Here is a 22,367-nt window from a genome sequence, read left to right on the forward strand (position 1 = left end):
TGCTCAGTCCCTTTACAGACGTATCGTTTCATGCAATTAATCGAATTTTCGTAAACATCTAGTAGTGGAAGCGAGTCATCCTTCAGTATGACGTACGAGCATCTCGACTCGGACCTCGTCAACGAACTGCTTGGGAACGGCCGCGCGAGTCTGCGAAGTCTCGCCGAAGAACTGGACGTTTCCGTGACAACCGTCTCGAATCACCTCTCTGACCTCGAGGACGAAGGCGTTATCGAGGGCTACACGCCGATTGTCAACTATGACGAAGTCGGCTACGACGTGACTGCAATTATGCAACTCAAAGCCGAGGGGAACGCTCTCCCCGAAATCACGGAGACCCTACAAGATCACGAACAGATGATCTCCGTCTACGAAGTCACTGGCAACTACGACGTCATCGCCATCGGCAAGTTCACCGACACCGATGATATGAACGATCAGATCAAGACGCTGTTGACCGATCCAGACATCAACCAGTCGAACACCAGTGTCGTTCTCAATAGCGTCAGCGAGAACGAGCAGTTCGAACTGGACACCGACGCGTAACAACCAGGACAACACCATCCGACTGCGACTGGCATTCGCCAGTCTGGGGCAATCGATACAGTCGGCTGTCACACTCCAGTTGCGTTCTGTCTCTCCTCGAGTGTCTACTGCCCGACTTGACAATACCGGAACGGTCTGTTCCAGTGGTGCCAACATTCGAAATAGACAGTTTCGGCAGTAGTATTCTAGACCGATATATTGTGGATAAAGCGTAGACAGTTCTCGAGGATGACAACAGATCAGTATTAGAGTCACGAGATACAACAGTGCCAACCATATTCGTCAAGTTTTCAGATTACCGGTCAAATTCGACAGACTGTGGTTAGATTTCGGCACAGTGTTTCTTGTACGGACTCAGCTGGAGTGTCAGTCTGGGAGCGCACAAAAGTACAGGTTGATAAATATACTAGATAGTGGTAAGTCTGCATAATAAACAATACATAAACATGATTATCGCAACAAGAGCAGGGCCATTCCAAGAGCGGTGACTCGAGACATACAGAGGATAACTGAACAGTTGTTTTGTTTATAAGAACGACGTGAAACGTCAAAGACGCCAAAGACAGAGAGAGAAAGAAGGATCAAAACGCTTGAGACTGGTGAAATCTCGGGTAGCGTTCGATCCACTCCCTTCACACCGACGCTGATGGGGCAATCAGCTTCGTAGCGAAGCGAGCTGGTGGAACCCAGCACATATGACTAACCGTTCGTTCAATATAGGTCTGTTGCCTCGTTTCTCAGTCTGGAACCGCGCAACTGAGAAATATCTGCGCCGCTGGAGGCTGAACAGAGACTGAATGAATAGTCAGTAACAGTTAAGACGCTTGCTGACTAACCAGTCAGCCAGATAGGGATGTTACTACTTACATTCGTATGAATGTAAGTTTCCTCGAGATCTACGGATACAGGCTGTAACACACGGATTAAGAGATGATGGAAAATCCACGCACTACACTGGTCGCGACAAGTATACGTCTTACCTGTCGGGGTCCGCTGTGGCACACCACGGACAGAACGACAGTTCTGTGTCGAGTTCCCGGTAACACGACGAACAACGGGCCGTTCCCTGGGCCTCGAGTTGGAGGTTGTGATGCTGTGCAAGGAGGTACGCATCAAGTACGCAAAGAGTACCGACAATCACGAGCGGGAGACCATCCCAGAGGGTTGCCGATCCGACGTCAGTGAACACCGATTCGGGGACAAAAACGAACGAGACGGTGACCAAGAGGGTAATCCAGCCCAACGCACGGAGCCACCGTCGGAGATAGAGCTGTCCAAGTCCGGGAACAAACAGCGTCAATCCGGCTGCGAGCCACGGCCGCTTGGATGATTGGTCGCCCATACACTGACTGAATGATTAGTCAACTATAAGCGTTCCGTCGACAAACTACTATCAGAACGTGAACCACACTCACCACCTCAATTACGTATGCAATGTGCGTTCGATATGAGTCTCAATTAGCGCTCGATTCCGATCGAGAAGATCGCGATCGTCAAGCGCCGTTCCTCGCTCCATGGCCCCATACAGCATCGAAAACAGTAACTCAGCCTGGCTCTCAGGGTCCACAGCGACGAATTGTCCGGTTTCGACTCCCCATTCAATCGTCTCCTGCAGTGTTTCGATGATGATTTGATCAGATCGCTGTATCTGCTCGTGATACGTACGGTTATGCGGTGCTTGTGACCGAGCCTCAAAAAACGCTTGTCGGAACTGGAGTTGCTCGTCATCCATCTCCGTCGGCAAGACGCGGTCGATAACTGCCTGCAGTTGGGCGGCCGGCTCATCGTAGTCCGCATCGATAAGTGAGGCCTCGAGACGTTCACATAACTGGGTGAAAAAGTCGTTGAGAATGGCTTCCTTACTGTCGTAGTGGTAATACAGCAGTCCTTTGCTCTTTTCGAACTCGGCTGCAATCTGAGACATCGTCAACTCCGGATAGCCGTTTTTCGAGAGTGCACGATACACTGCCCACATGATTTCCGTGCTCGTATCAGCAGGTTCCTCCCCTTCGGACCCCGACCAGTTCGTGCCCGACGTGTCTGCCATACGCCCTCGAACGATTGTCGAGCATAAATAGTTCAGGATCGATCCACTTGCTGAGTGTCGGTGCCGTACTCCGAGTGTAGAATAACTATTCACTGACCGCACATGAAACATAATGTGAGTTGGATCGCTCGTCTCGTCGTGACGTCGATACTATTGAAACAGAAATAACAGGTAGTTAGGTGTCGTCGGACCGCGACGAGGATGCGGAAACGACATCGATTGGCACGCCACTCATTCCTCGATCAGTATCCGCATCGCCGAATCCGGCGCTCAAGACACGCGTCAATGCCTCTTCGGAAGTTTCATCTAGTGAAGTCACCTCGTCGGGATCAACTTCGACAAGAAAACCGGTTGTGATATTCGGCGAGGTCGGGATGAAGTACAGTTCTCGATCGTCAGGGGCCGGTTGGCCGGTTTTGAACGCGGTCATTCGTATCTCATCCCAGACCTCGAGTTTGACGGGCTCTTGGAGTTGGTCCTGATCACCAACTGCTGTTTCAGCAGCGGTCTTCGAGGCATTGTAGACGACCCGAACGCCGGGTATAGAGTTCGCACCAGAATCAAACATCCGCTCAGCAACGGGGCCAACGGTAGTTCGCATCATCGATCCACAGCCATACAGGATAACCGCAAGAATACCCATAGACACCACAACTCGGAGGAATGCCGTTGCCTGTTCGCGGGCCATCTCGTCGGCGATGACCCCCTCGAGAAGCCAGTCTGGAACGAGGAACCCAGGGGTCAGACTTTCGATGAAGCCATAGAGCAAGTAGAGCACGAACCCAGTGACGAGCACCGGTGCGAGAACGATCAAACCGCGTGCGAAATCTCGTTTCCAGGTAGCCATCTGTACGAAGCCTGTCGTTCATATATATGATCTGCTGGGACACTAATCAATCTATCGTCATCCTGAAACCGATGGGCAACAACGGGCTGAGCACTACTGGCCGACATACTCACCATCATCGTAACAGCAACGCTATGATTCGAGTGTAACGTACTCGAGAAGTCGTTCCCGGAGGCCATCACAGAGCAGATAGTTGGTTGATAGTGAATCGAGTTTGGTCAGAGAGTGGATGAAGATCTATAACACAGTTTCTCTACACACAGATTCAGTGGCGCATGTCAACGACAGTGATTCAAAGACAAATAACGACTCGAGACAAACTTGCTCAAGTGGTATATATGAAGGTCGGAATAAGTGGTGTCAAGGTATCTAGAGGCGGCAATACATCGGTCCTCACACGAAAACTCAAACTTTTTCACCGAACGGGTCAACGCGTGGCTAATGGCCGACACCGGCGACGATCGTGTCTACTACGTCATCAGCGATCTGCACATCGGTGGCGATGAACAACTCGAGGAACTACCGTTTCGCGAGGAGTTACTCGCGTTTCTCGAACGGCTCGAAACGACAGACGAGAACGCTGAGTTAGTGATCAACGGCGACGCGTTCGGGCTGTGGGAGATCACCCACACCGATGGCATCGAAAAGTTCGATCTGCTCGAGGAGACGTATCCAGAACTCTTCGAGCAGTTGCGGGCAACGGGCGAGCAGATTCCGATTACGCTCTTGCCGGGCAACCACGATCACGAACTGGCAGCGTACGATGCATACGTGGATCGGTTTGCGGCGTACAACGTCGACCTCGTCCAGGAGCAGTCGACGACCCGTCCACTCGGTGACCGGGTGATCCACTTCGAGCACGGGAACCAGCAGGACCCAAACAACCGAATCGAAGACTGGGGAAGCCCGCACGCGTCGCCGCTTGGGTACTATTACAATACGCTCGTGACGAGTCGTGCTGGACGCGTCTCCGATCGCGGCCGGTACAACTGGCTCAAAGACGTCCAAGCGGTGACCCCGACCGAATGGATGCCGATCTGGCTGGCTTCGAAGTACTTCTATCGCGAGATGAACCCGTTATTGCGGTATGCGCTGGTGCCGTTCTTGCTGTTGTTCAACATCAGTGCGATTCTCGCAATTTTCGCAGGGCTCGATCTCGCAGGCATCTGGTCAGAACCCGTCGATGACGCGACCGCATTTCTTGGCCAGTTTGGCATCGCTGGCACCGCGGTCTGGTACTTACTCGCTGTTAACATCGCTGTCGCCGGGTTGCTGTTGCTCGTCGGAGTCCCCGTCTACTTCTTGCGACGGGACATCAAGCGGACGATCAATCGGTTCGGCATCCTCGAGACCGATCTGACGGTCGACCCAGCAACGCCGTACGAGACGGCTGCCCGAAACGTCTTCGAGCAGCGCCCGGACACTGCCGTCTTCTGTTACGGCCATACACACCGACCGGAACTTCGACAGGTCGATGGCAGAGCCCTTGTCAACTCCGGCACATGGCTGAAGCGACTCCACCGACGGGATGGCGTTACTGGGCTGCTGCCGCCCGTTTTCTATCCGTCCTATCAGCTCTGTACCGTCCGGATCGCCGCGGTTGATGGCGACATCACCGTCGACCACCAGGCCATCGAAAAACCAAGCCCAAGCGGCGAGGAACTCACACTCACCGAACGGCTGTTGACACTCGGCCGCACGCCAAACCCCGAACTCCCCGAGGGAACCGTCCTCGAGGATGCAGTTGCCGAAAGACAACAACCAGAGCACTGAGACCACCCAGTCGCCGTGAGAGTCGTCTCTTGATGCAAACATTGATTGGTCTGCTGAAACTATCTGTGAGCGATGACTGCGATTTCTGTCGACGGACTCACCAAGGAGTTCGGCGACGTCACTGCGGTGCGTGAGCTCTCGTTTGCCGTCGAATCCGGTGAGTTATTCGGACTGCTCGGCCCGAACGGCGCGGGCAAATCCACGTTGATCAAGATGCTCGTCACTCTCCTCCAGCCGACGGCCGGAACCGCGACGGTCGACGGCCACGACATCCACGACGAGCGTGGAGCCGTCCGCGACAGTATCGGAATCGTCTTTCAGGAACCCGCACTCGACGAGGAATTGACCGGTGCCGAGAATCTGGCACTTCACGCCCGAATGTACGGCCAGCGAAAGGCCGAACGCGAACAGCGCATCGACGAGATCCTCGAGTTAGTCGACCTCACCGATGAGCGAGACGACCTCGTCGAGAACTACTCCGGTGGAATGAAACGCCGCCTCGAGATCGGACGGGGTTTGATGCACGAGCCATCGGTGCTGTTTCTCGACGAACCAACCGTCGGGCTGGATGCGCGCTCGCGGCGCGACACCTGGGAGTACATCCAGCAAATGAACGACGAATCCGGGATTTCGATCGTGTTGACGACCCACTACATTGAGGAAGCAGAACACCTCTGTGATCGCGTCGCGATCATCGACGACGGCCACATCGCTGCCCTCGACGAACCCGCTGCGCTCAAAGCCACACTCGGTGGCGACGTCGTCACCCTCGAGGTCGACGGCGAGACGACGCCGTTGTGCACCCGCCTCGAGCGCGAGCCGTGGGTTGCCGAGTACGCCGACAACGACGGTGTGATCCATGTCACACTCGATACCGCCGAGTCGCGCATCGCTGATCTCGTTCGTCTCGCAGACGCGGCTGACGTGCAACTCTCCTCAATTGACCTTCGAAAACCCAACCTCGAGAGCGTGTTCCTCTCGGTGACGGGCAGTACGTTCGACGAACGCGACGCCGTAGGGGCACCATCAGGCGATAGCGCCTCTGGAAAAGAGCAACCGCTCGAGTCGCCAGAGGAGGTTCAATGAACCGTATCGACCCACTTGGCATCTACGGGCTGTGGCTACGGGATATCAAGCGCTTCCTGCGGACGCCGTCGCGAATCGCAGGCGCGCTCGCGATGCCGTTGCTCTTTCTCGTCTTTCTTGGCTACGGCTTCGAGGATGCAGCGCTGCCGGGACTTGCCGACGACATCGACTACATTCAGTATCTCGTGCCTGGAATCGTCGGCTTTACCATGATGTTCGGTGCCTCCTTTGCTGGCCTCTCGATTCTCTCTGATCGGGATGTCGGCTTCCTCAAGGAGATTCTGGTTGCACCGATCAGCCGGACCTCAATCGTCCTCGGGCGTATCGCTGGCGGGTCCACAACCGCGTTCTTACAGGGTATTCTCATCCTCGTGTTCTCGGTTCCCCTTGGGTTTCGGTTTGCGAGTCTCTTCTCGCTGCCACTGGCGTTTGGCTTTCTCGTCCTGATTGCGGTGACGTTCGTCGGCTTTGGCATCGCACTCGCCTCGCAGTTTCGAGACAGTGAGGGATTCATGCTGATCGTCCAGTTCATCATCTTCCCGCTGTTTTTCCTCTCGGGCGCGCTGTTTCCGATCGACGGCCTTCCTGGCCCCGTCCAGTATCTCGCCTACGTGAACCCGCTGACCTACGGCGTCGACGGACTCCGCGCGGTGTTAATTCAGGAGTCGATGTTCCCTGTCCTGTTCAACGCCGGCATTCTCTCCCTCTCATCGCTCGCAATGGTCGCACTTGGCGCGTACCTCTTCGAACGCGTTGAAGCCGTCTGACCGCTCAAATCGCATCATCCGGCTCGTGTTCAGCAGCCATCCGTCGTGCCTCAGTGGCGTACTGCTCTCGCAGTGCTGGCTCATCGACGCGTCCGAGATTTGCAGGGTCGGCATCGACAGCAGCGGTCGTCTCTCGAACGTCAGCAGACGACGTGAGTGCTCGCTCTTTGCGAAAGTACTGTGATCCATCAGGCGTCGCGTAGGTCAGAATAATCAGGTTCTGCTCGTCGTCCGAGTACGTCCGTTCAACGAGCCAGACTTGAACCGCGTCTTCATTGTCCATACAGGGCCAGTCACCGACCGGCCCGAAATAGCTCGGTGGTCGATACAGTAGACACCAGAGACGATCAGCCCTCGAGTCCAATCCCCTCAGCGAGCAACTCGTGTGAGCGCAGGACGTCGTCGTGGTCCGCGATGAGATTCTGGACAATGACCTCGTCGACGCCGACGCGGTCAGTCAGTTGCTCGAGCAGGTCGCCAATCGTGTCCGGACTGCCCGAAATCGAGCGTGGCCAGCGGTCCTCGGGAAGCGGGTTCGGTGTCGGGTCGGGAACCCCACCGAGTTCGTCGATTGCCTCCTCAACGGGCGGCAACGAACCAACGACACCCTGGCGCATTCGCTGGTAGGAGGCCTCTGCAGTGGCGCGAAGCCGTGCGGCCTCCTCGTCGGTTTCGCCACAGGCGACGTTGACCGCGAGCATGCCTGTTGGCTCGTCGGGGCCAGCGCCGAACGCGGATGGCTCGAAGTTCTCGCGATACACCGCGAAAGCGCGCTCAGCGAGCGTCGGTCGGATAAACGCCGCAAAACAGTAGCGCAACCCGAGTTCGCCCGCGATTTTCGCACTCGAGGGACTCGAGCCGAGGACCCAGATTTCGGGGACGCCGTCCTCGCTTCGGGCGAGTTGGAGTTCGGCAGCGGGGTCGGTACTGGGAAAGCCGTCGTAAAGATAGCGAGCGGTTTCTTCGATTTTCTCGGCGTGGTCGCCGTCGGGGTCCTCTTTGCGACGGTCAGTGCCGAGTGCGCGGTCGGCCGCTGGGACACCCGTTGCCCGCCCGAGACCGAGATCAACCCGATCCGGAGCCAGTCCGTCGAGCGTGCTGAACGTCTCGGCGACCTTGAATGAACTGTAGTGATTGAGCAGGATCGTCCCCGACCCGATTCGGATGGACGACGTTTCGGCCGCGAGGTGGCCGATGAGGACTTCTGGCGTCGTGCTGGCGATTGAGTCACCCAGCGCGTGGTGCTCAGCGAGCCAGTATCTCGCGTAGCCGTGTTTCTCGGCCAGTTGCGCGAGTTCGACCGTATTCTCGTAGGCATCGGTCGCGGACCCACCCGCCGGAACAGGCGCGAGATCGACGATAGAAACGTCCATGGAAACGGTTGGGAACGCCGTCGTATAATCGTTATTCTCCCGCCTCGAGGCCGATTCTACAGTCTCGAGTCAAGCGAGCGTATGCTGTGGCAGTATCAAAGGTGGGTAGCGACAATCGAAAGCAGGTCCATGCAGAACAGACTTAGTACTAGCTATTTAATATACAATGGAATTTGTCAATCTTGACAGTCAGTGCGAAAGCAACGTGCTAGTACAGGTGGCAACTGACGGGCCTCAAACGAAGCACGCTCGGCACGAACTGCACTCGTGACCGACGACGATTCGGCCTCGAGCGAGAGCAAGAGCGTGAGTGATCGCCCACCACATCAGACAGATGAGGTGGCACACGACGTCAACTACCGCGAAGCGCCCGAGGCATACGACAGTGGCCGTGGCGAGGAGGGCGTGTTCAAGGTCCAACCCTACAAATCAGAACTGCTCCCGCTGTGGGGATACGCCGATCACGAAACCGCAGACGAGAGTGGCGAAGCCATCTACCGGCAGTTTCAGCAGTACAAAGCCGATGACGACTTCGTTGGGATGGATATGGCCCGAAAGTACCTCCAGATGGGATACACACGAGCGATGCGGTACGCAAAATACCCTGGTGGACAAAAGTACGAAAACGGACAGGAACGAGAACCTCTCTTTTGGGCAGACAGTACAAAGCGCAACGCTGCACTCGTCTATGACGTCTGGCTCTCGCTCGTTCGAGATGACGACCGCTATCAGGAACTCGAGTCAGCACATCGTGATCGTACTGAGTGAGACGATTGCGTGGATGTGACGAGAGAACAGAGAGGCGCTACTCCACTGTGTCGGTCTGAAGCTGGCGGAGGCGCTGGATTCGCTTGTGCGTCGGTGGATGCGTCGCACCCGTGGGAAGTAGCGACCGCGAAGGGACGATACAGAAGGCGTTGAACCCCGCAACACGGCGGAGATCGGTGTCCGGCGGCGTGGACGCCGAGTGTAACGTCGCGAGGGCGCTGGCGAGTGCAAACGGCTTGCCCGTAATAGCGACGGCACCACGGTCAGCAGCGTACTCGCGATATCTCGAGAGCACAAGTGTCCCCGGCAGCGTGACGAGATAGATCGGCACGCCGACGAACAGGACGTACAGAGCGATCCAGAACGGGAACCCGACGACCATCGTTGCGGGCGTCATGGCTCGAGTCGCCAGCGTGATCGCAATAATCGAAATCGTCGTCGGGAATCCGGCAATCGTCATCACCGCCGAGTCGCTGTTCTTCAGATGGGCGAGTTCATGGGCGAGTACCGCCTCGAGTTCGTCCCCCTCGAGCGTCTGGAGGAGGCCAGTCGTCACACAGAGGACGGTTCTCGAGCCGGTTCCCGCCGAGAGCGCGTTCGGTTCGTCGGCGGGGATAACGGCGACTGGCGGGCGCGGGATGTCTGCTTGCCGTGCGAGACGCTCGGTGGTGTCGTACAGCGGCGGATACTGCTCGCGGTCGATAGCGACGGCGTTCGTTGCCCAGTAGGCGACGTAATCAGCCTGCGTGACACAGCCGATGAGGACGAGCGCCAGGACGGCACAGATCACGAGTGCGAGTCCCGTGGGTGCAAGCGTAAAGAGGACGCCAAGCAACACGCCATAGCCCGCGAGCGTGAGGATGAGCGCACACAGCATCCGTCCGAGGAGACGAGTGTCAGTCGGCCGGTTCATACGAACACAACAACTGGTGTGGACATATAGCTAACTAGTTGTTTCTGACACCGATTCAACGTCGCTGTTGGACATGGATTGCCGACTACCGCCGGCTCCGGTTCGTCGCCGTTACACAGTGAATTGTGGGTATAGGCCACTGTCTGTCAGTAAACGAGAATAGTGTGCCAAATCGGCGGACCGTCGCAACGTATCCCACTTTGAAGAAGTCTATCGCTCAGTACTGGTGTTCGAAGCGGAGCTCGTGAGACTCATATGAGTAGGAGTTGACACCGAGTTCAGCACACTGTGACTCGAGATCGGCTGGACGGATAGCGGTGTACTCATCCACTTCCGTTTCGAGATGCTTGCAGAACGCAATTGTGATGTCTCGGGCCTCATCGCGACTGTCTGTGGCCTCGAGAACCACCGCTAGATCCGGATCGTCGTAATCGGGTTTGATGACGTAGTCACCCGGTGTGAAGGGGTTCTCTGGGTATTCGAGATTCGTGTGTTTGTAGGTGTAGAGTTTGATGTTCTGATCGTCACAGTACGAGGCGAGCTTCGCGGGGTGAATTTCTCGCCAGTTGCCAGGGCCTTCATCGAGCAGATTCGGGAATGTGACGTTTACGGCTTCGCCGTCCATTTCCTGCCCGTATGCGGTCGTATTTTTCTCCGGTGGTAACACCTCGACGACGACTGCAACTGAGGGATCATTGTCTCCACGCTTTATCACCCGCTCACCGGGTGAAAACGGATTTTCGGGTTTCTGGTTGAGGTGTGCTGTATTTGGACCTAAATCGTGGAGTTCGTTCATCGGGCGTGCAGCAAGGTGTGCGAGTTTGTCAGGTTCCTGGCCCGAATACGCCTCCTGCGTGTGGACCTTCGATGTGAGTGTTTCAGTCCGTTCCCAACCAAGAAGGATAAGCGCATCTTCGTTATCTCGGTGCCAGACCATGACGATAATGTCGTCATCTGGGTCGTTCTCGAGAAGGTTTGCAGGACGAAATGCGGAGACATCTCTCGAGGTTTTGACGTCGATTTCGTAGCCAAAGACCTCGAAGTCGTGACCGGAGAAGCTCTCTGGGTTACAGCGACGAATTGCTTCTTCGTTTTCCCAGTTCCACATCTCCACAGGGAGATACTCTCGGCAGAACTGCTCGAACGCCAACTCACCGAGGTTGCCGATGCGTTTCACATCGAGATCACCTGTTCCCTGGATTACTGCTTGATGGTGGGCTCGTTCTCTATCGATTTCGTCCGGTGTATAGAGATACATTACACGCAGATTACCTGTCCGCCACCTATAGTTTTCGTATTGGTGAATACCAATGGAGACGGGAACTACGATGTGGCAACGCCGGAGGAAATCGACGGCTTTGGAGTACTGATGGCCTCGGTACTCATAGGGCTCATCACGACCGGGTGCCGAGTCCGGCTCAGAGCGGAGCAATCGTCATCGGCCGCTCGAGGCTACGAGCGACTGTCCCAAGACGGTTATGGTGAGCCCTTTTCAGTCGTCTCGAGTACCGGATGAGACAATAGCGGCGTTGTGCGCGTCGATGAGACTCTGAATGCGGTCCGTTTGGGTCGGAGAGAACATCGCTTGGACACACCGTGATGGAGATCGGGTGCCGGTGGCCTCACGCGTTGGTGGGGACGTCGGCGTGGCGTGGTCGGTCGTGTCGCTGTCTGGTGTCGCGTCGAAGTCGGTGTCAGTTCGGGGTTGGGTGTGTGGGCTGGAACTCATGGGAGTTGCGTGTATAGGGGTCGTCGAACGGTCGTCTCACAGTGCGTGAGGTCTCGAGGAGTGATCGAAGACGGGCAGCTACAGCGAGAGCGAGCATGGCAGCCGAGTGGTGTGTCATCGGTACCACCTGCTACAGAGCCATTCATCATAAAAGTTCATGTTATAAAATTCGAAATGTGCTGTGTCATAGCATTGCATGAATTGATACTCGAGTTAGTCGCACTCGAGTACCACTGATTCGAGTGGCACCTGAAGCCCGTACCGCTAAGGTCGCCAGCGATGAGCACTCGAGTAGCATGGGACCGAACTCTGGGGAGAGTCAAACACCAGCCGCAGGTGACGCCGACGCACCGATCGACGTGAGTTTCGTCGTCCCGGCTCGAAACGAGGCTGCGTACCTCCGCGGAACGCTTGCGAGCCTTACCGCCCTCGAGACGGCCTACGAGTACGAGGTGATCGTCGTCGACGGGAACTCGAGCGATCAGACGCCCGCGATTGCACGCGAGTACGACGCTCGACTGCTCGAGGGCGATGGCTCGAGTATCGCCCAGGGGCGAAACGACGGTGCCCGACACGCGAGTGGCGACTGGCTGGCATTTATCGACGCTGATACGCGAGTACGCCCGAACTACGTGACTGATCTCGTCGGGTATGCGGAGGCTACCGACCTCGCGGCCGCGAGTTCCTACTGTCGGATGACTGGCCCAGTGCGAGCGAAACTGATGGAGGTAACGCTCAATCACATCTTTTCGCGCCTCGAGAAGCCAATTTTGCCGGGGTTTAACTTCCTGATCAAACGGCGTGTCTTCGATGAGGTCGGTGGGTTCCCGACGGTCGCCAACGAGGACACGGCCTTTAGCCGTCTGCTCGGACGTACGTATCCGACCGGCTACTATCCCGGCGTGCTGGTCGAGTCCTCGGGCCGGCGCATCGCCACGCAGGGCCTCACCGGCACGTTGTATCATTATGCTCGGCTGGATCGAAAGCGCCTGCAGGCCGGGGCCTAACACCCCGCTCCGACACACGAACGGCAAGGATGGACTTTTTGCGCGTCGACAACGCCAACTCGACTATGACAGTCGACACCGAAGCCGCACACCTCCTCGAGAGCGAGCCGTTGATGGCCCATCTCGGAACCTGCGTCGATGGCCGGCCACACGTCGCCCCAGTCTGGTATCGCTACGCAGACGGCGTTGTCGAAATCGTCACAACTGGTCGGAAACTCGAGAATATCCGCGAAAATCCGCGCGTGTCGCTGTCCGTCCAGGCTGACGACGCCGGCCAGACGAAGTGGATGGTCACACTGCTCGGGACGGCCACCATCATCGAAGACGACGAGGAAGGGGACGCCGCTCGAGAGCGGATCAACGACAAGTACGGCGCGGGATCGAACGCCTACGAAGAGAATACCCTCGTTCGAATTGAGATTGGGTCGAGCAGCTATCAGACGTACTGATTCCGGCGTGTGCGGTCAGACGTAGTCACTCTCGTCCAGAACGTCATCGAAGCTCCCGCCATCGTATCGGATCGCATCCCAGCCCGCAGCCTGTGCGCCCTCGATATCGCTGTCGCTGTCTCCGACCATCACGTACTGGGCCGCCGGCAGCTGCGTCTCGAGTTCGCGATACGGTGCTTCGTCGGGTTTGTGCGCCCCAACGTCGTACGAGGTGACGACCGCATCGAAGTAGCGCTCGAGGTCGTTGCCCCGGAGTTTCGCCAGTTGCCAGTCGCGGACGCCGTTCGTGAGCACGCCAAGGTCGTGCGCATCTGCTGCTGAAAGCTGCTCGAGAACGCGACGAGCATCCGGCGGTGGCGAAAACGACTCGATCTCGGCCTCGAGCAAGGCGGTTGCGTACGGTTCGGGATCGTCACAGCCGTCGATTCTGGCGAACGTTCGTCTGATCGGGTCTGGCTCACACTCGTCGAAACACTCGAAAAACGACTCCGTGTAGGTCTCGAGCCACGCGTCAGGCACGTCACCGCGAACGGACGCGATTGCGTCTGCGAGTACGTCTTGGTACGCCTGCTCCGTCCGAAGCACGGTGCCGTCGAGGTCGAACACGATAGCTGCCATACTCCGACACTCACGTCAGCGATTATAACAGTTCATGGAGTCAGCGGGCGCTCGAATTGACTCGCCGTGGCTGGCCGTGGCAGGTCACTCCTCGAGTCGCTCGAGCGCCGCGGCCACCACAAGCGGGAACGTAATCGTCGCATCACCGTAGACGGAGACGTTTTCGGCGTCTTTCTCGAGTTTTCCCCACGAGCGCGCTTCGTCGAGCGTCGCGCCGGAGAGGCCGCCGGTCTGTTTTGGGTCCATCGTCAGTTGGACGGCGTAGTCGTAGGCGTCGGGCGAGACGAGCATCGTCTGGAGCGTGAAGTTCTTGGGGACGCCGCCGCCGACGACGAACGCGCCCGCCTCGTCGGCGTAGTAGGCGATGTCGGTCAGCGCGGTCATGTCGCCGAGTGCGTCGAGCGTGAACGGACCGGTCTGGGAGTACATCCACGCCTGCAAGCCGAGGACGGAGTCCTGGACGGCAGGGCAGTAGATCGGCACGTCCGACTCGTAGGCCGCAGCAGCAATCCCAGCGTCTTCGTCGATCTCGTCGCGCTCGTTGACCTCGGCGTTTGCCCGCCCAAGTTCCTCGGTGAGCCGTTGGATTGAGACAGCACCCTCCTCCTCGCACTCGGCCTCGAGAACTGGAAACACCTCGTCTCGGAGGTGTGACTCGAAGGTGGCGAAGAACTCCTGAGGGAGGTAGACGTTGTAGATGCGGTCGACGCCCTCATCGCGGAGAGTTTCGTCATGTTCGCGCTCGGTCTTTCCCTCGGCGTGGACCGCGCCATGGTGGTGCTTACCGCCAATCGCTTCGATGGAGTCGTGGGTGAGATTTGCCCCAGTGGTCACGAGGACGTCAATATGACCCTCACGGATCAGATCAGAGACGATGCGGCGCATCCCGGTCGGCACCATCGCACCCGCGAGGCCGAAAAAAACGGTCACATCGTCATCGAACATCGACTCGGTAATATGGACTGCCTCGTGGAGGTCTGCTGCACCGACGCCGGCCGCACCGTACTCGTCCGCGAGTTCGCCGACCGTCATCCCGGCACGGACTTCCGCGTGGCCGATTGGGTCGTGGGAAAACGTCTCCCGTTCCTGCTCGTCTGACTCGTGTGAATCGTGCGGGTCGCTCATACCGGCCCGTCCGCGAGCCAGCGGTTTGAACGCCGCGGTTCCGGTGTCGATCTCAGTCGTGACTCGAGGCGACTGGTTGAACGGTCATCGAGAAAAGAACCGAGCAAATCCGCGTGAACTACGTCCCGGAAATCGAGGCTCGAGTGTGGTTACTCGGCACCGCTAGTTTCGGCGTCGAGCAGTTCACCTTCGTAGTACAACTCGACCGTTGCCTCACCATCAGGAACGGTGATTGTGAAGTACAGAGAGCTGTTCGGATCGACGGTTGCGATGTCCTCGACATCCGTGCCAGCGATACGCACCGTGACGCTGCGCGGGATGTCGTTGTAGTTCATGATGTAGAACGTTGCCTCGTCGTTTTCTGCGTCGACGCTGTCGACGAACAGGTGGATACGCCCGCGTGGGATGCACTCTTCGTCGGTGTTGCTACGCATGTTGTCGACGACTGCGTCGTTGTAGCGAAGTTGGACCGTCGCAACGCCGTCGGAGGTCGTCGCGCCGACTTCGAAGTAGGTCGCGCTGTTGGCTTCGATGCCGATGGAGCCTTCCTCGGGAGAGAGGTGGACGTCGTAGTCGACGACGACTGGAGCATCATTGGCGTTCTCGATACGGTATCGGGCCAGTCCGAAGACGGTGTCGACACACTCAGGGATGAGTTCGATATCGTCGAGGTCGATTGAGACCGGCTCATCATTGTCACCGTTATCGCCGTTGTCATCGCCGTTTTTGCCTTTTTTGTCGTCGTATTTGCCCTTCCCGTTGCCTTTGTCTCCTTTCTTCCCGTATTCACACTTCTCGTGGACTTTCTTGTCGTACTTACACGCTTCCTTGAGCTTCTTCTCGTCGTATTTGTGGGTCTTATCCTTCGAGTCGCCCTTTCCGTAGCCCTTCTTTTTATCGGATTTTTTGCCGTGTTTCTTCTGTTCGCCTTCCTTGTAGCCGTTCTTGTAGTCGCCGTTTTTGTAGCCGTTGTGGTCGTTGCCGTTGTCGTAGTCGTTCGAATCGTCGTTCGGAACGGAACTGCACTCGTTCGGGTTGACGAGCGTCTCGTCGCCAACCGTCACCGAAACGATCTCGTCGCCGTCATCCGGCGTGCGGTTGTAGAACTGGAAGACATTGAACTCGGCAACGTAGTAGTCGCCGTAGATCGCCGGGAACTGGGTCACGTGTGCGCCCGTGATGGGTTTCACGACGTTCTCGAAGCGCTCACGTTCCGCGTTGTACGTGCGGATCCACACATTGGTCGGCAGCGAGTCCGTGTCCTCGAGGAGGACGTACAGGGAGTGACACTGCTGGAACGTGACCTGCGCCACGCCGTGGTCGTCCGTTTCCTGTGCGCTTGCCGTGCCTAGCCCGATGCCAGCACCGCCGATGAGTGCGCCAGTCGTTGCGATTCCTTTGAGGCTATCCCGTCTTGAGAGAGTACGTTCGTCGGTCATAGGTTCGCTCCCGGCCGCCGGCGGTCACGCCGACCCGGTGAGTATCGACTACTCCACGAGACGGACGGTTTGTAATCAGTGAACTAACCCTTCTCACGAGACTACTACTTCCTGAACGCTCACTGCGACGTGAGAGTCATGAGTATGAACGTCTCGAGAGTGATGTGAATCAACAGCGAAACCATCGACTAGTAGCGCCTACGACCACCATTCGACGAACAGACACACTGGAAGTCTGTGGATATGGATCGAAAGGTGGCCATACAGAGCACGCATCGGGCCATCGTCTGCTTGAGACGACTGACACAGGGGTTCGCTACTCGAGTCGGCCATCGAGAAACGAGGTTGTGTGTACACGCAGGCATGGGACAGCAGTGTCCTACCGACGGCAGTGTGGACTTACACGCTCGGAGGTGGTGACAAAAAAGCGTTGTTCACCGTAGATACCGATCCCAGTGCCGGAGTCTTCAGTACCCTAACGCATCCTTAGAGTCCGGACTGAATGGGTCGAAATCAAACCTCTCTCACTGGTACAACAGCGCACGGAAAACTGGAGAGAGTGCGTCCAAGAGGCTTCGCGTCCGAACTCGGGCATGAACAATGTGAACGATACCCGATTGAGGAGGCCAGGAATTGGCCCATCGACGCAGCGTATGCTACTGATTCTCGAGTAAGACGGTGGTTTCGACCGCGTAGCGAAGGTGCAGAGAGTGACACTCAGGGCTCGCGCTTGCCCGGAGTCGAAACTGACGGATAGCAGTCCGTCTCAGAGACCGGTCGGGATGTCAATGTACGTCGTCTCGAGGCCCCAACCAGTGACCAGATCCTGCAGCGAGCGCACGCCGAAGGTCTCAGTCGCGTAGTGACCAGCCAGTACGACGGTGATTCCGGCCTCTTGGGCGGCGTGGTAGACTTTCTGTTTGCCCTCACCCGTCACGAGCGCGTCGACACCCGCTTCCTTTGCCTCCTCGAGCCAGTCCGTGCCGCTGCCGGTGACGATGGCGATTTCCTCGAGTTCGTCGGGACCGAAGTCGAGGACGCGGACGTTCTCGCCGCCAGTGTCGAGGGTGTCCTCGAGGCGTTCACGCAGTTGCGTGGCAGTATAGCTGTCGGCGGCGACGCCGCGTTGGCCGATGTATTCGCCACCATGCTCGCCGAAGGGTGTGCGGTCCTCGAGATCGAGAACGTCTGCAACGCCTGCTGCGTTGCCCAGTTGCTGGTGCCCGTCGAGTGGGAGATGAGAGGCGTACAGCGCGAGGTCGTTCTCGAGCAGCGTGTCGACGTGGTCGTAGGTGCGGCCGGTGACGCGGTCGAAGCCGCCCCACGAGATGCCGTGGTGGACAACCAGCACGTCAGCGCCGGCGGCGGCCGCGCGCTCGAACGTCTCCTGTGCGCCGTCGACGGCGAACGCGACGTGCTCGACCGACCCCGTCTCGGGGCCGACCTGCAAGCCGTTTGCGCTCGCATCGATATCGGCGTAGTCGGCATGGTGCAACTCCGCGTTGAGTTGTGCGGTGAACTCCGCGAGATCCATACCCATACCTTGGCCTCGAACGGTTTGTATGCTTTCGATGCGTGCGGGTCAGAGCTGAGTCGATAGCAGACGAGCCACAGAACCCCACCACAGTCGCCGGGAGGGAGGAATTTACCAGCACCCCAAGAAAAAGAACGCTATGGCACGTTCTACTGTGAGCCACGAAGCCGGTGCGATCTACGAATTCACACCCGATCTCGAGGCACTCGAGACCGTCGACTCGGGCGCTCAGCTAACGATTGACACTCGCGACAGTCTCGATGGCGCGGTTCAGTCCGATTCAGACGTCCTCGAGTCGGTCCCAGAGGAGGTAAACGCGGCGACAGGGCCAATCGCTGTTTCAGACGCCAAGCCGGGAGACATCCTGCGAGTCGAGATCGAAGCGGTTCGACTCACCGAGGACCACGGTCGCGTGGTCACTATCGACGGCTTCGGCCTGCTCGATGGCGACGAGGCGATTGAGGCGCCACGGACGCGTATGACGCCCGTCGAGGGTGGCGGCGACGACAAGCAGACGATTGCCTTCGGCGACCTCGAGGTCCCTGTTGAACCCGTTATCGGAACGATTGGTGTCGCCCCCGATGCGGAGTCGTATACGACGCTCGTTCCGCACGACCACGGCGGGAATCTGGACACGACGGATATCACGGCAGGAAACACGGTCTACTTCCCCGTCTTCCAGGAGGGCGCACTGCTCGCGATGGGCGACTGCAAGGCCGCGATGGCCGACGGCGAAATGTGTGGTACGGGTGCCGAAATCGCCTGCGAAATCGACGTGACACTCGAGGTTATCGGCGGTAACGACGCCGCGGTCGACCTCAAGCGGCCGCTGGTCGAAACCGACGACGCCTGGAAGCCTATTGCGAGCGCGGAGACACTCGAGGAGGCCTGCAAACTCGCAAACCGTGATGCGATTGCGCTGCTGGCGGCTGCACACGACCTTGATGAGACCGAGGCGTACATGCTCTCGAGTCTCACTGGCGGCCTCGAGATCAGTCAAGTGGTCGACCCACTGGTGACGGTGCGGAACGCGATTCCAAAGGCGTCCCTGTCGGCGCCGTTCTAAGCGTTGGCATGGACGTCTCTGAGAGCGTGAGTTCCTGACTGTGGCTTAGGCCTGCCCGAGTGCTGGCTCGAGCAGTCGTTCGAAGACAGCGTCGGGACTCTCGCTCGTAATCGGCGTCGTAAGCACGACTTCACTTGCGTCCGTATCGTACTTGAGGACGTCATGCTCGTCCAGTCGCGGCAGGTGATTGTGCACGAGCGAGACCGTGAGCTGTCGGCGCGTCGATGGCTCGGGTGGTTGGTCACGTTCGGATCGCTCGTGTGTCGCAATCTTGCGTGCGACCTCCGCAACGGAAACGCGTTCGCCCCGCTCGAGCACACAAACGAGCGTCCGTCGGTGACGGTGAGAGACGATAGCTCGGGCCGCCAGTCGATCCAGTGTGGAGAGGTCCGGCTGTGTCACGGTCCGAGAATTGGTGTATAATGGCCCAACTGTTATCCCTAACTAGTAGGGTTTTACACGTCAATTACGTATTATGTTCGCGATGATCAGCAGGGATGGCTCCGGGAGACCAAGCTGAGTCTGTGGACCAGCCACTCACAAGTAGCGACCGCAGAGTGGGCGTGACTCGAGGTTACTGGCTCGAAGCGGCCGAAAAGACGAATTCTCGCAGCAGTTTGCCAGCCAGTGACGCTGCCTGTCCGTCGTCGCGGTCGTTGACTTCGACCACGTCGAACCCGCTCGCATGGGGAGCAACCGCGCGGACAATCTCGCGCATTTCGCGGGGCTCGAGACCGAACGGCTCCGTTGTCCCCGTTCCGGGTGCATAGCCTGGGTCGGCGGCGTCGATATCGACGCTTAGATAGGCAGATCGGCCCTCGAGATCGACGACATCGCTGACGGTAAACGACGGCTCTGCGACCGTCTCCGGTGAGACGATGGTCACGTCGTCGGCATCGGCACGCTCCCACTCGAGTTCGCTCCCTGTTCGGGCACCGAGGATGACGACCTCCTCGACAGAATCGACATCCTCGAGAATTCGGCGCGTGACCGCGGCATGAGAGAGTTCGTTGCCGTCGTAGGCGTCGTACAGGTCGAGATGTGCGTCGAGACAGACGAACACCTCCGGTTCGACGGCGCGGACGCCCGCAAGCGAGACGGTATGTTCGCCGCCCAGAACGAGCGGGATGGCGTCGTCCCAGACGGCATCTCGCAGCGTTCCCTTGAGCCACTCGAGATACGCTGAGACGTCGTTCCACGCGTGAACGTCGCCGTGGTCAACGACGCCGAGGTTGGAAAAGTGCTGGTCCGTCCGGTAGTCGTAATCGTCGAACGGCTCCGAAAAGGTTCGAATGCGACGGGGCCCGAATCGGGTCCCCGGCTGAAAGGTCGTCGAGACGTCCAGGGGCGCACCGACGACCACGAAGTTCGCGTCCACCGAATCTGCCGTCTGGCCGGCAGCGTCGCCTGCTCCGTGTTCGTCAGTTGCCCCGGGAAACATTAGACGATCTTTCGCTGATCTTCCATCTCGAGGTATTCGATGTCCTCGTCGGGGGAGACATCTTTGTCCTCAGGAATACGCATCGTGATCGTCTCGTACGTCTCGAGGTCCATCACCTGCATGTCGTTGCCGTCGACAGAAACGACTTGTCCCTGTTTGCGCTCGATGATTGGGACCCAAATCTTCGCGTCGACGGGCTGGGAGAGCGAGCGTTTCTTGCCGTCGAAGACGCCCTTGGCCTCGACGCGGGCCTTGGCGCTGCCGTGCTTGCCAGGCTTTGCGGTCGAGTAGCCGTTGATCTTACACGCTGCATCGTCGATCATGACGTAGCTGCCTTCCTGGAGATCGCGAACTTCAGTTTGCTGTTTCGCCATGTCCCGGGGTAATCAACCGACGGGCATAAACCGTTTGGAATGCGCTCCGGACGCCTGTACTGCGATACCAGGGACCGACCAGCGGCGAAATCACTACTATCTGGCCTGCGAAGGGGGTGACAATGATGGCAGTCTTCGGAGACGTTCCACCAGTACTCGGCGGCATTGTCGTCGCAATCGCGGTCGTCGTCGGCGTCAAACTCGTCCAACGCGTGCGAACGCGCGGCCAGCGCAGTCGCGTCGACGCACTCGAGGCTCGACTCGCCGACTTGATGCCGACCGGTCGGGGCACCCACCTCGAGTCGCCACCACAGGTGCGGGCGGTCGAAACCACCGACGACGAGCCACCGGCGATCATCCCGGTGATCCGAATCGACCTCGAGACCGCCGACAGACCGGGGATGGAACTTGTCTTCGGCTACGTCGTCGACGTCCTCGAGGCAATCCAGCCCATCCTCGAAGAACGTGACGAACGCGTCGAGCGCTACGACCTCGAGTTCACGTTCGGCCCTGGCGGCCTGCTCGTCGACGGCGAGTGTCGGCGCGTCTCGGTGCCGCCGGCGTTCGCACAGCGAGTAGCCACCGAAGAGGAGTATCGGGCGTTCGAACTGCACCGAGACGTCAAGGCTGCCTCCGAGGACGAGAGTGACGAGCCAAACGCGAAACGGGCGACCCTCTGGGGCCCCTGTCGAGAGTTAGCATAGTGGCCTTGTTGAAACCCTCAATCAATGATGGGTTTTAGCAATTGTGCTGAATATAGAGCCGAATGTGGCACGAGTCAAAATTTAATCAACAATAGCAACGGTCAATCAAAACAGGAATATTTGCTCCTTATTTTCTCCAGAAAGTATTTACTGATTGTATATATACATACCCTATGAAACGGCGTACCTTCGTTTGGGGCACGATTCCTCTCTGTTCGGGGCTTGCTGGATGTTCTAAGGTGTTCTCTGATTCCCCGATGCTCTCTGTGACCGTCTTTAACCAGTCCGAGAACCCCTACACAATCGAAATGGCTTTCTCACGAACGGATGGAGACCTCTCCAGAAGCGAAGCCCGAGTGTTCTCAGGACGGATCGATGTTGAGCCAGACGAACCAACGGTTCGTAAAGATGTTGCTGAACGACAGCAGTATCTTATAGAATACAGCCTCTATGAGGACAATACCAGTCTAAAAGAACAAGACAGTTTCTACTACTATCCGGGTGACGAGTATGAGAGTGGTGGTCTGGCGTTTGATATCCGTTCAAGGGGAATTCTGACACGAAGGTGGGCTCCTTGAACGATTACTGAGCGGATGAATTATATCAAGGTGCTTGTAATAAACAACATCGGTTTACTGCACCCATCCTCTGTATTTAGCACCTCCCTCTTGTCAGGTAGTGAGGGTTTCAACAGAGCCAGTAGTTGTCCCGTTCTCTCGAGTCGGCGATCCCACGAGTACGATACTGGTCGACCAGAACCA

At 57.9% G+C, this 22,367-nt stretch carries 25 protein-coding genes; 10 read left to right on the forward strand and 15 right to left on the reverse strand.

Annotated features, from left to right (window positions below):
• Nucleotides 1-87 precede the first annotated feature (87 nt).
• Nucleotides 88-546, forward strand: a complete 459-nt coding sequence (lrp, locus tag G6M89_RS02930; RefSeq protein WP_165160297.1) for an HTH-type transcriptional regulator Lrp — start codon at nucleotides 88-90, stop codon at nucleotides 544-546.
• A gap of 976 nt (nucleotides 547-1,522) precedes the next feature.
• Here the strand turns inward: lrp and G6M89_RS02935 are convergent.
• The 3 genes from G6M89_RS02935 to G6M89_RS02945 form a co-directional block, all read right to left on the reverse strand.
• Nucleotides 1,523-1,888 (reverse strand): zinc ribbon domain-containing protein, encoded by a 366-nt coding sequence (locus tag G6M89_RS02935; RefSeq protein WP_165160298.1) that lies wholly within the window; start codon nucleotides 1,886-1,888, stop codon nucleotides 1,523-1,525.
• 81 nt (nucleotides 1,889-1,969) lie between these two features.
• Nucleotides 1,970-2,593 carry a TetR/AcrR family transcriptional regulator gene (locus G6M89_RS02940; RefSeq protein ID WP_165160299.1) on the reverse strand — a complete coding sequence of 208 codons (624 nt, stop codon included), beginning with the start codon at nucleotides 2,591-2,593 and terminating at the stop codon, nucleotides 1,970-1,972.
• Nucleotides 2,594-2,768: 175 nt separating this feature from the next.
• Complete coding sequence (locus G6M89_RS02945; protein WP_165160300.1) at nucleotides 2,769-3,440, reverse strand: DUF502 domain-containing protein; 672 nt, start codon at nucleotides 3,438-3,440, stop codon at nucleotides 2,769-2,771.
• 441 nt (nucleotides 3,441-3,881) lie between these two features.
• On the opposite strand from G6M89_RS02945, the gene G6M89_RS02950 reads away from it, so the two are divergent.
• The 3 genes from G6M89_RS02950 to G6M89_RS02960 all read left to right on the forward strand — a co-directional run bounded on the left by G6M89_RS02950 (nucleotide 3,882) and on the right by G6M89_RS02960 (nucleotide 7,066).
• A complete protein-coding gene (locus G6M89_RS02950; protein ID WP_165160301.1) occupies nucleotides 3,882-5,213 on the forward strand; it encodes a metallophosphoesterase in 1,332 nt (443 codons plus the stop codon).
• Nucleotides 5,214-5,285: 72 nt separating this feature from the next.
• A complete protein-coding gene (locus G6M89_RS02955) occupies nucleotides 5,286-6,299 on the forward strand; it encodes an ATP-binding cassette domain-containing protein (protein WP_165160302.1) in 1,014 nt (337 codons plus the stop codon).
• Nucleotides 6,296-7,066, forward strand: coding sequence for an ABC transporter permease (locus G6M89_RS02960; RefSeq protein WP_165160303.1), 771 nt, complete (start codon nucleotides 6,296-6,298; stop codon nucleotides 7,064-7,066). The genes G6M89_RS02955 and G6M89_RS02960 overlap by 4 nt, the downstream gene beginning before the upstream one ends.
• A 4-nt stretch (nucleotides 7,067-7,070) precedes the next feature.
• Here the strand turns inward: G6M89_RS02960 and G6M89_RS02965 are convergent, their stop codons facing one another.
• Nucleotides 7,071-7,349 (reverse strand): hypothetical protein, encoded by a 279-nt coding sequence (locus G6M89_RS02965; protein WP_165160304.1) that lies wholly within the window; start codon nucleotides 7,347-7,349, stop codon nucleotides 7,071-7,073.
• 64 nt (nucleotides 7,350-7,413) lie between these two features.
• Nucleotides 7,414-8,439: an LLM class flavin-dependent oxidoreductase gene (locus tag G6M89_RS02970; protein ID WP_165160305.1), complete on the reverse strand. Its 1,026-nt coding sequence runs from the start codon at nucleotides 8,437-8,439 to the stop codon at nucleotides 7,414-7,416.
• A 306-nt stretch (nucleotides 8,440-8,745) separates the two neighbouring features.
• Between G6M89_RS02970 and G6M89_RS02975 the strand changes: the two genes are divergently transcribed.
• Nucleotides 8,746-9,207 (forward strand): DUF4385 family protein, encoded by a 462-nt coding sequence (locus tag G6M89_RS02975; RefSeq protein WP_343162619.1) that lies wholly within the window; start codon nucleotides 8,746-8,748, stop codon nucleotides 9,205-9,207.
• A gap of 37 nt (nucleotides 9,208-9,244) precedes the next feature.
• Here G6M89_RS02975 and G6M89_RS02980 read toward each other — a convergent pair whose 3' ends face one another.
• The 3 genes from G6M89_RS02980 to G6M89_RS02990 all read right to left on the reverse strand — a co-directional run bounded on the left by G6M89_RS02980 (nucleotide 9,245) and on the right by G6M89_RS02990 (nucleotide 11,849).
• Nucleotides 9,245-10,120, reverse strand: coding sequence for a M48 family metalloprotease (locus tag G6M89_RS02980; RefSeq protein ID WP_165160306.1), 876 nt, complete (start codon nucleotides 10,118-10,120; stop codon nucleotides 9,245-9,247).
• Between the two features lie 217 nt (nucleotides 10,121-10,337).
• Complete coding sequence (locus G6M89_RS02985) at nucleotides 10,338-11,378, reverse strand: hypothetical protein (protein ID WP_165160307.1); 1,041 nt, start codon at nucleotides 11,376-11,378, stop codon at nucleotides 10,338-10,340.
• Between the two features lie 234 nt (nucleotides 11,379-11,612).
• On the reverse strand, nucleotides 11,613-11,849 hold the full coding sequence (locus G6M89_RS02990; protein ID WP_165160308.1) for a hypothetical protein: 237 nt from the start codon (nucleotides 11,847-11,849) through the stop codon (nucleotides 11,613-11,615).
• Nucleotides 11,850-12,145: 296 nt separating this feature from the next.
• Here G6M89_RS02990 and G6M89_RS02995 point away from each other — a divergent pair, with 296 nt between their 5' ends.
• Together G6M89_RS02995 and G6M89_RS03000 are read left to right on the forward strand one after the other, a co-directional pair.
• Nucleotides 12,146-12,856 (forward strand): glycosyltransferase family 2 protein, encoded by a 711-nt coding sequence (locus G6M89_RS02995; RefSeq protein WP_165160309.1) that lies wholly within the window; start codon nucleotides 12,146-12,148, stop codon nucleotides 12,854-12,856.
• 65 nt (nucleotides 12,857-12,921) lie between these two features.
• A complete protein-coding gene (locus G6M89_RS03000; protein WP_165160310.1) occupies nucleotides 12,922-13,305 on the forward strand; it encodes a pyridoxamine 5'-phosphate oxidase family protein in 384 nt (127 codons plus the stop codon).
• A gap of 15 nt (nucleotides 13,306-13,320) precedes the next feature.
• Here the strand turns inward: G6M89_RS03000 and G6M89_RS03005 are convergent, their stop codons facing one another.
• The 4 genes from G6M89_RS03005 to G6M89_RS03020 all read right to left on the reverse strand — a co-directional run bounded on the left by G6M89_RS03005 (nucleotide 13,321) and on the right by G6M89_RS03020 (nucleotide 18,021).
• Nucleotides 13,321-13,923, reverse strand: a complete 603-nt coding sequence (locus G6M89_RS03005) for an HAD family hydrolase (RefSeq protein WP_165160311.1) — start codon at nucleotides 13,921-13,923, stop codon at nucleotides 13,321-13,323.
• Between the two features lie 84 nt (nucleotides 13,924-14,007).
• On the reverse strand, nucleotides 14,008-15,048 hold the full coding sequence (locus tag G6M89_RS03010) for a deoxyhypusine synthase (RefSeq protein ID WP_165160312.1): 1,041 nt from the start codon (nucleotides 15,046-15,048) through the stop codon (nucleotides 14,008-14,010).
• Nucleotides 15,049-15,197: 149 nt separating this feature from the next.
• The gene (locus G6M89_RS03015) at nucleotides 15,198-16,487 is read right to left on the reverse strand and encodes a hypothetical protein (RefSeq protein WP_165160313.1); all 1,290 of its coding nucleotides are present in this window, start codon (nucleotides 16,485-16,487) and stop codon (nucleotides 15,198-15,200) included.
• Nucleotides 16,488-17,253: 766 nt separating this feature from the next.
• The gene (locus G6M89_RS03020; RefSeq protein ID WP_165160522.1) at nucleotides 17,254-18,021 is read right to left on the reverse strand and encodes a Nif3-like dinuclear metal center hexameric protein; all 768 of its coding nucleotides are present in this window, start codon (nucleotides 18,019-18,021) and stop codon (nucleotides 17,254-17,256) included.
• A gap of 139 nt (nucleotides 18,022-18,160) precedes the next feature.
• On the opposite strand from G6M89_RS03020, the gene G6M89_RS03025 reads away from it, so the two are divergent.
• Nucleotides 18,161-19,087 carry an acetamidase/formamidase family protein gene (locus G6M89_RS03025; protein WP_165160314.1) on the forward strand — a complete coding sequence of 309 codons (927 nt, stop codon included), beginning with the start codon at nucleotides 18,161-18,163 and terminating at the stop codon, nucleotides 19,085-19,087.
• 45 nt (nucleotides 19,088-19,132) lie between these two features.
• Here the strand turns inward: G6M89_RS03025 and G6M89_RS03030 are convergent, their stop codons facing one another.
• The 3 genes from G6M89_RS03030 to G6M89_RS03040 all read right to left on the reverse strand — a co-directional run bounded on the left by G6M89_RS03030 (nucleotide 19,133) and on the right by G6M89_RS03040 (nucleotide 20,902).
• A complete protein-coding gene (locus G6M89_RS03030) occupies nucleotides 19,133-19,489 on the reverse strand; it encodes a hypothetical protein (protein ID WP_165160315.1) in 357 nt (118 codons plus the stop codon).
• 172 nt (nucleotides 19,490-19,661) lie between these two features.
• Nucleotides 19,662-20,528, reverse strand: a complete 867-nt coding sequence (gene speB, locus G6M89_RS03035; RefSeq protein WP_165160316.1) for an agmatinase — start codon at nucleotides 20,526-20,528, stop codon at nucleotides 19,662-19,664.
• Nucleotides 20,528-20,902 carry a translation initiation factor IF-5A gene (locus G6M89_RS03040; RefSeq protein ID WP_165160317.1) on the reverse strand — a complete coding sequence of 125 codons (375 nt, stop codon included), beginning with the start codon at nucleotides 20,900-20,902 and terminating at the stop codon, nucleotides 20,528-20,530. Before G6M89_RS03040 ends, speB begins: the two co-directional genes overlap by 1 nt.
• Nucleotides 20,903-21,027: 125 nt before the next feature.
• On the opposite strand from G6M89_RS03040, the gene G6M89_RS03045 reads away from it, so the two are divergent.
• Nucleotides 21,028-21,606 carry a hypothetical protein gene (locus G6M89_RS03045; RefSeq protein ID WP_165160318.1) on the forward strand — a complete coding sequence of 193 codons (579 nt, stop codon included), beginning with the start codon at nucleotides 21,028-21,030 and terminating at the stop codon, nucleotides 21,604-21,606.
• A 173-nt stretch (nucleotides 21,607-21,779) separates the two neighbouring features.
• Nucleotides 21,780-22,184, forward strand: coding sequence for a hypothetical protein (locus G6M89_RS03050; RefSeq protein WP_206335417.1), 405 nt, complete (start codon nucleotides 21,780-21,782; stop codon nucleotides 22,182-22,184).
• The last annotated feature ends 183 nt before the right edge of the window (nucleotides 22,185-22,367 follow it).

The organism is Natronolimnobius sp. AArcel1 (assembly GCF_011043775.1).
Taxonomy (GTDB): Archaea; Halobacteriota; Halobacteria; order Halobacteriales; family Natrialbaceae; genus Natronolimnobius.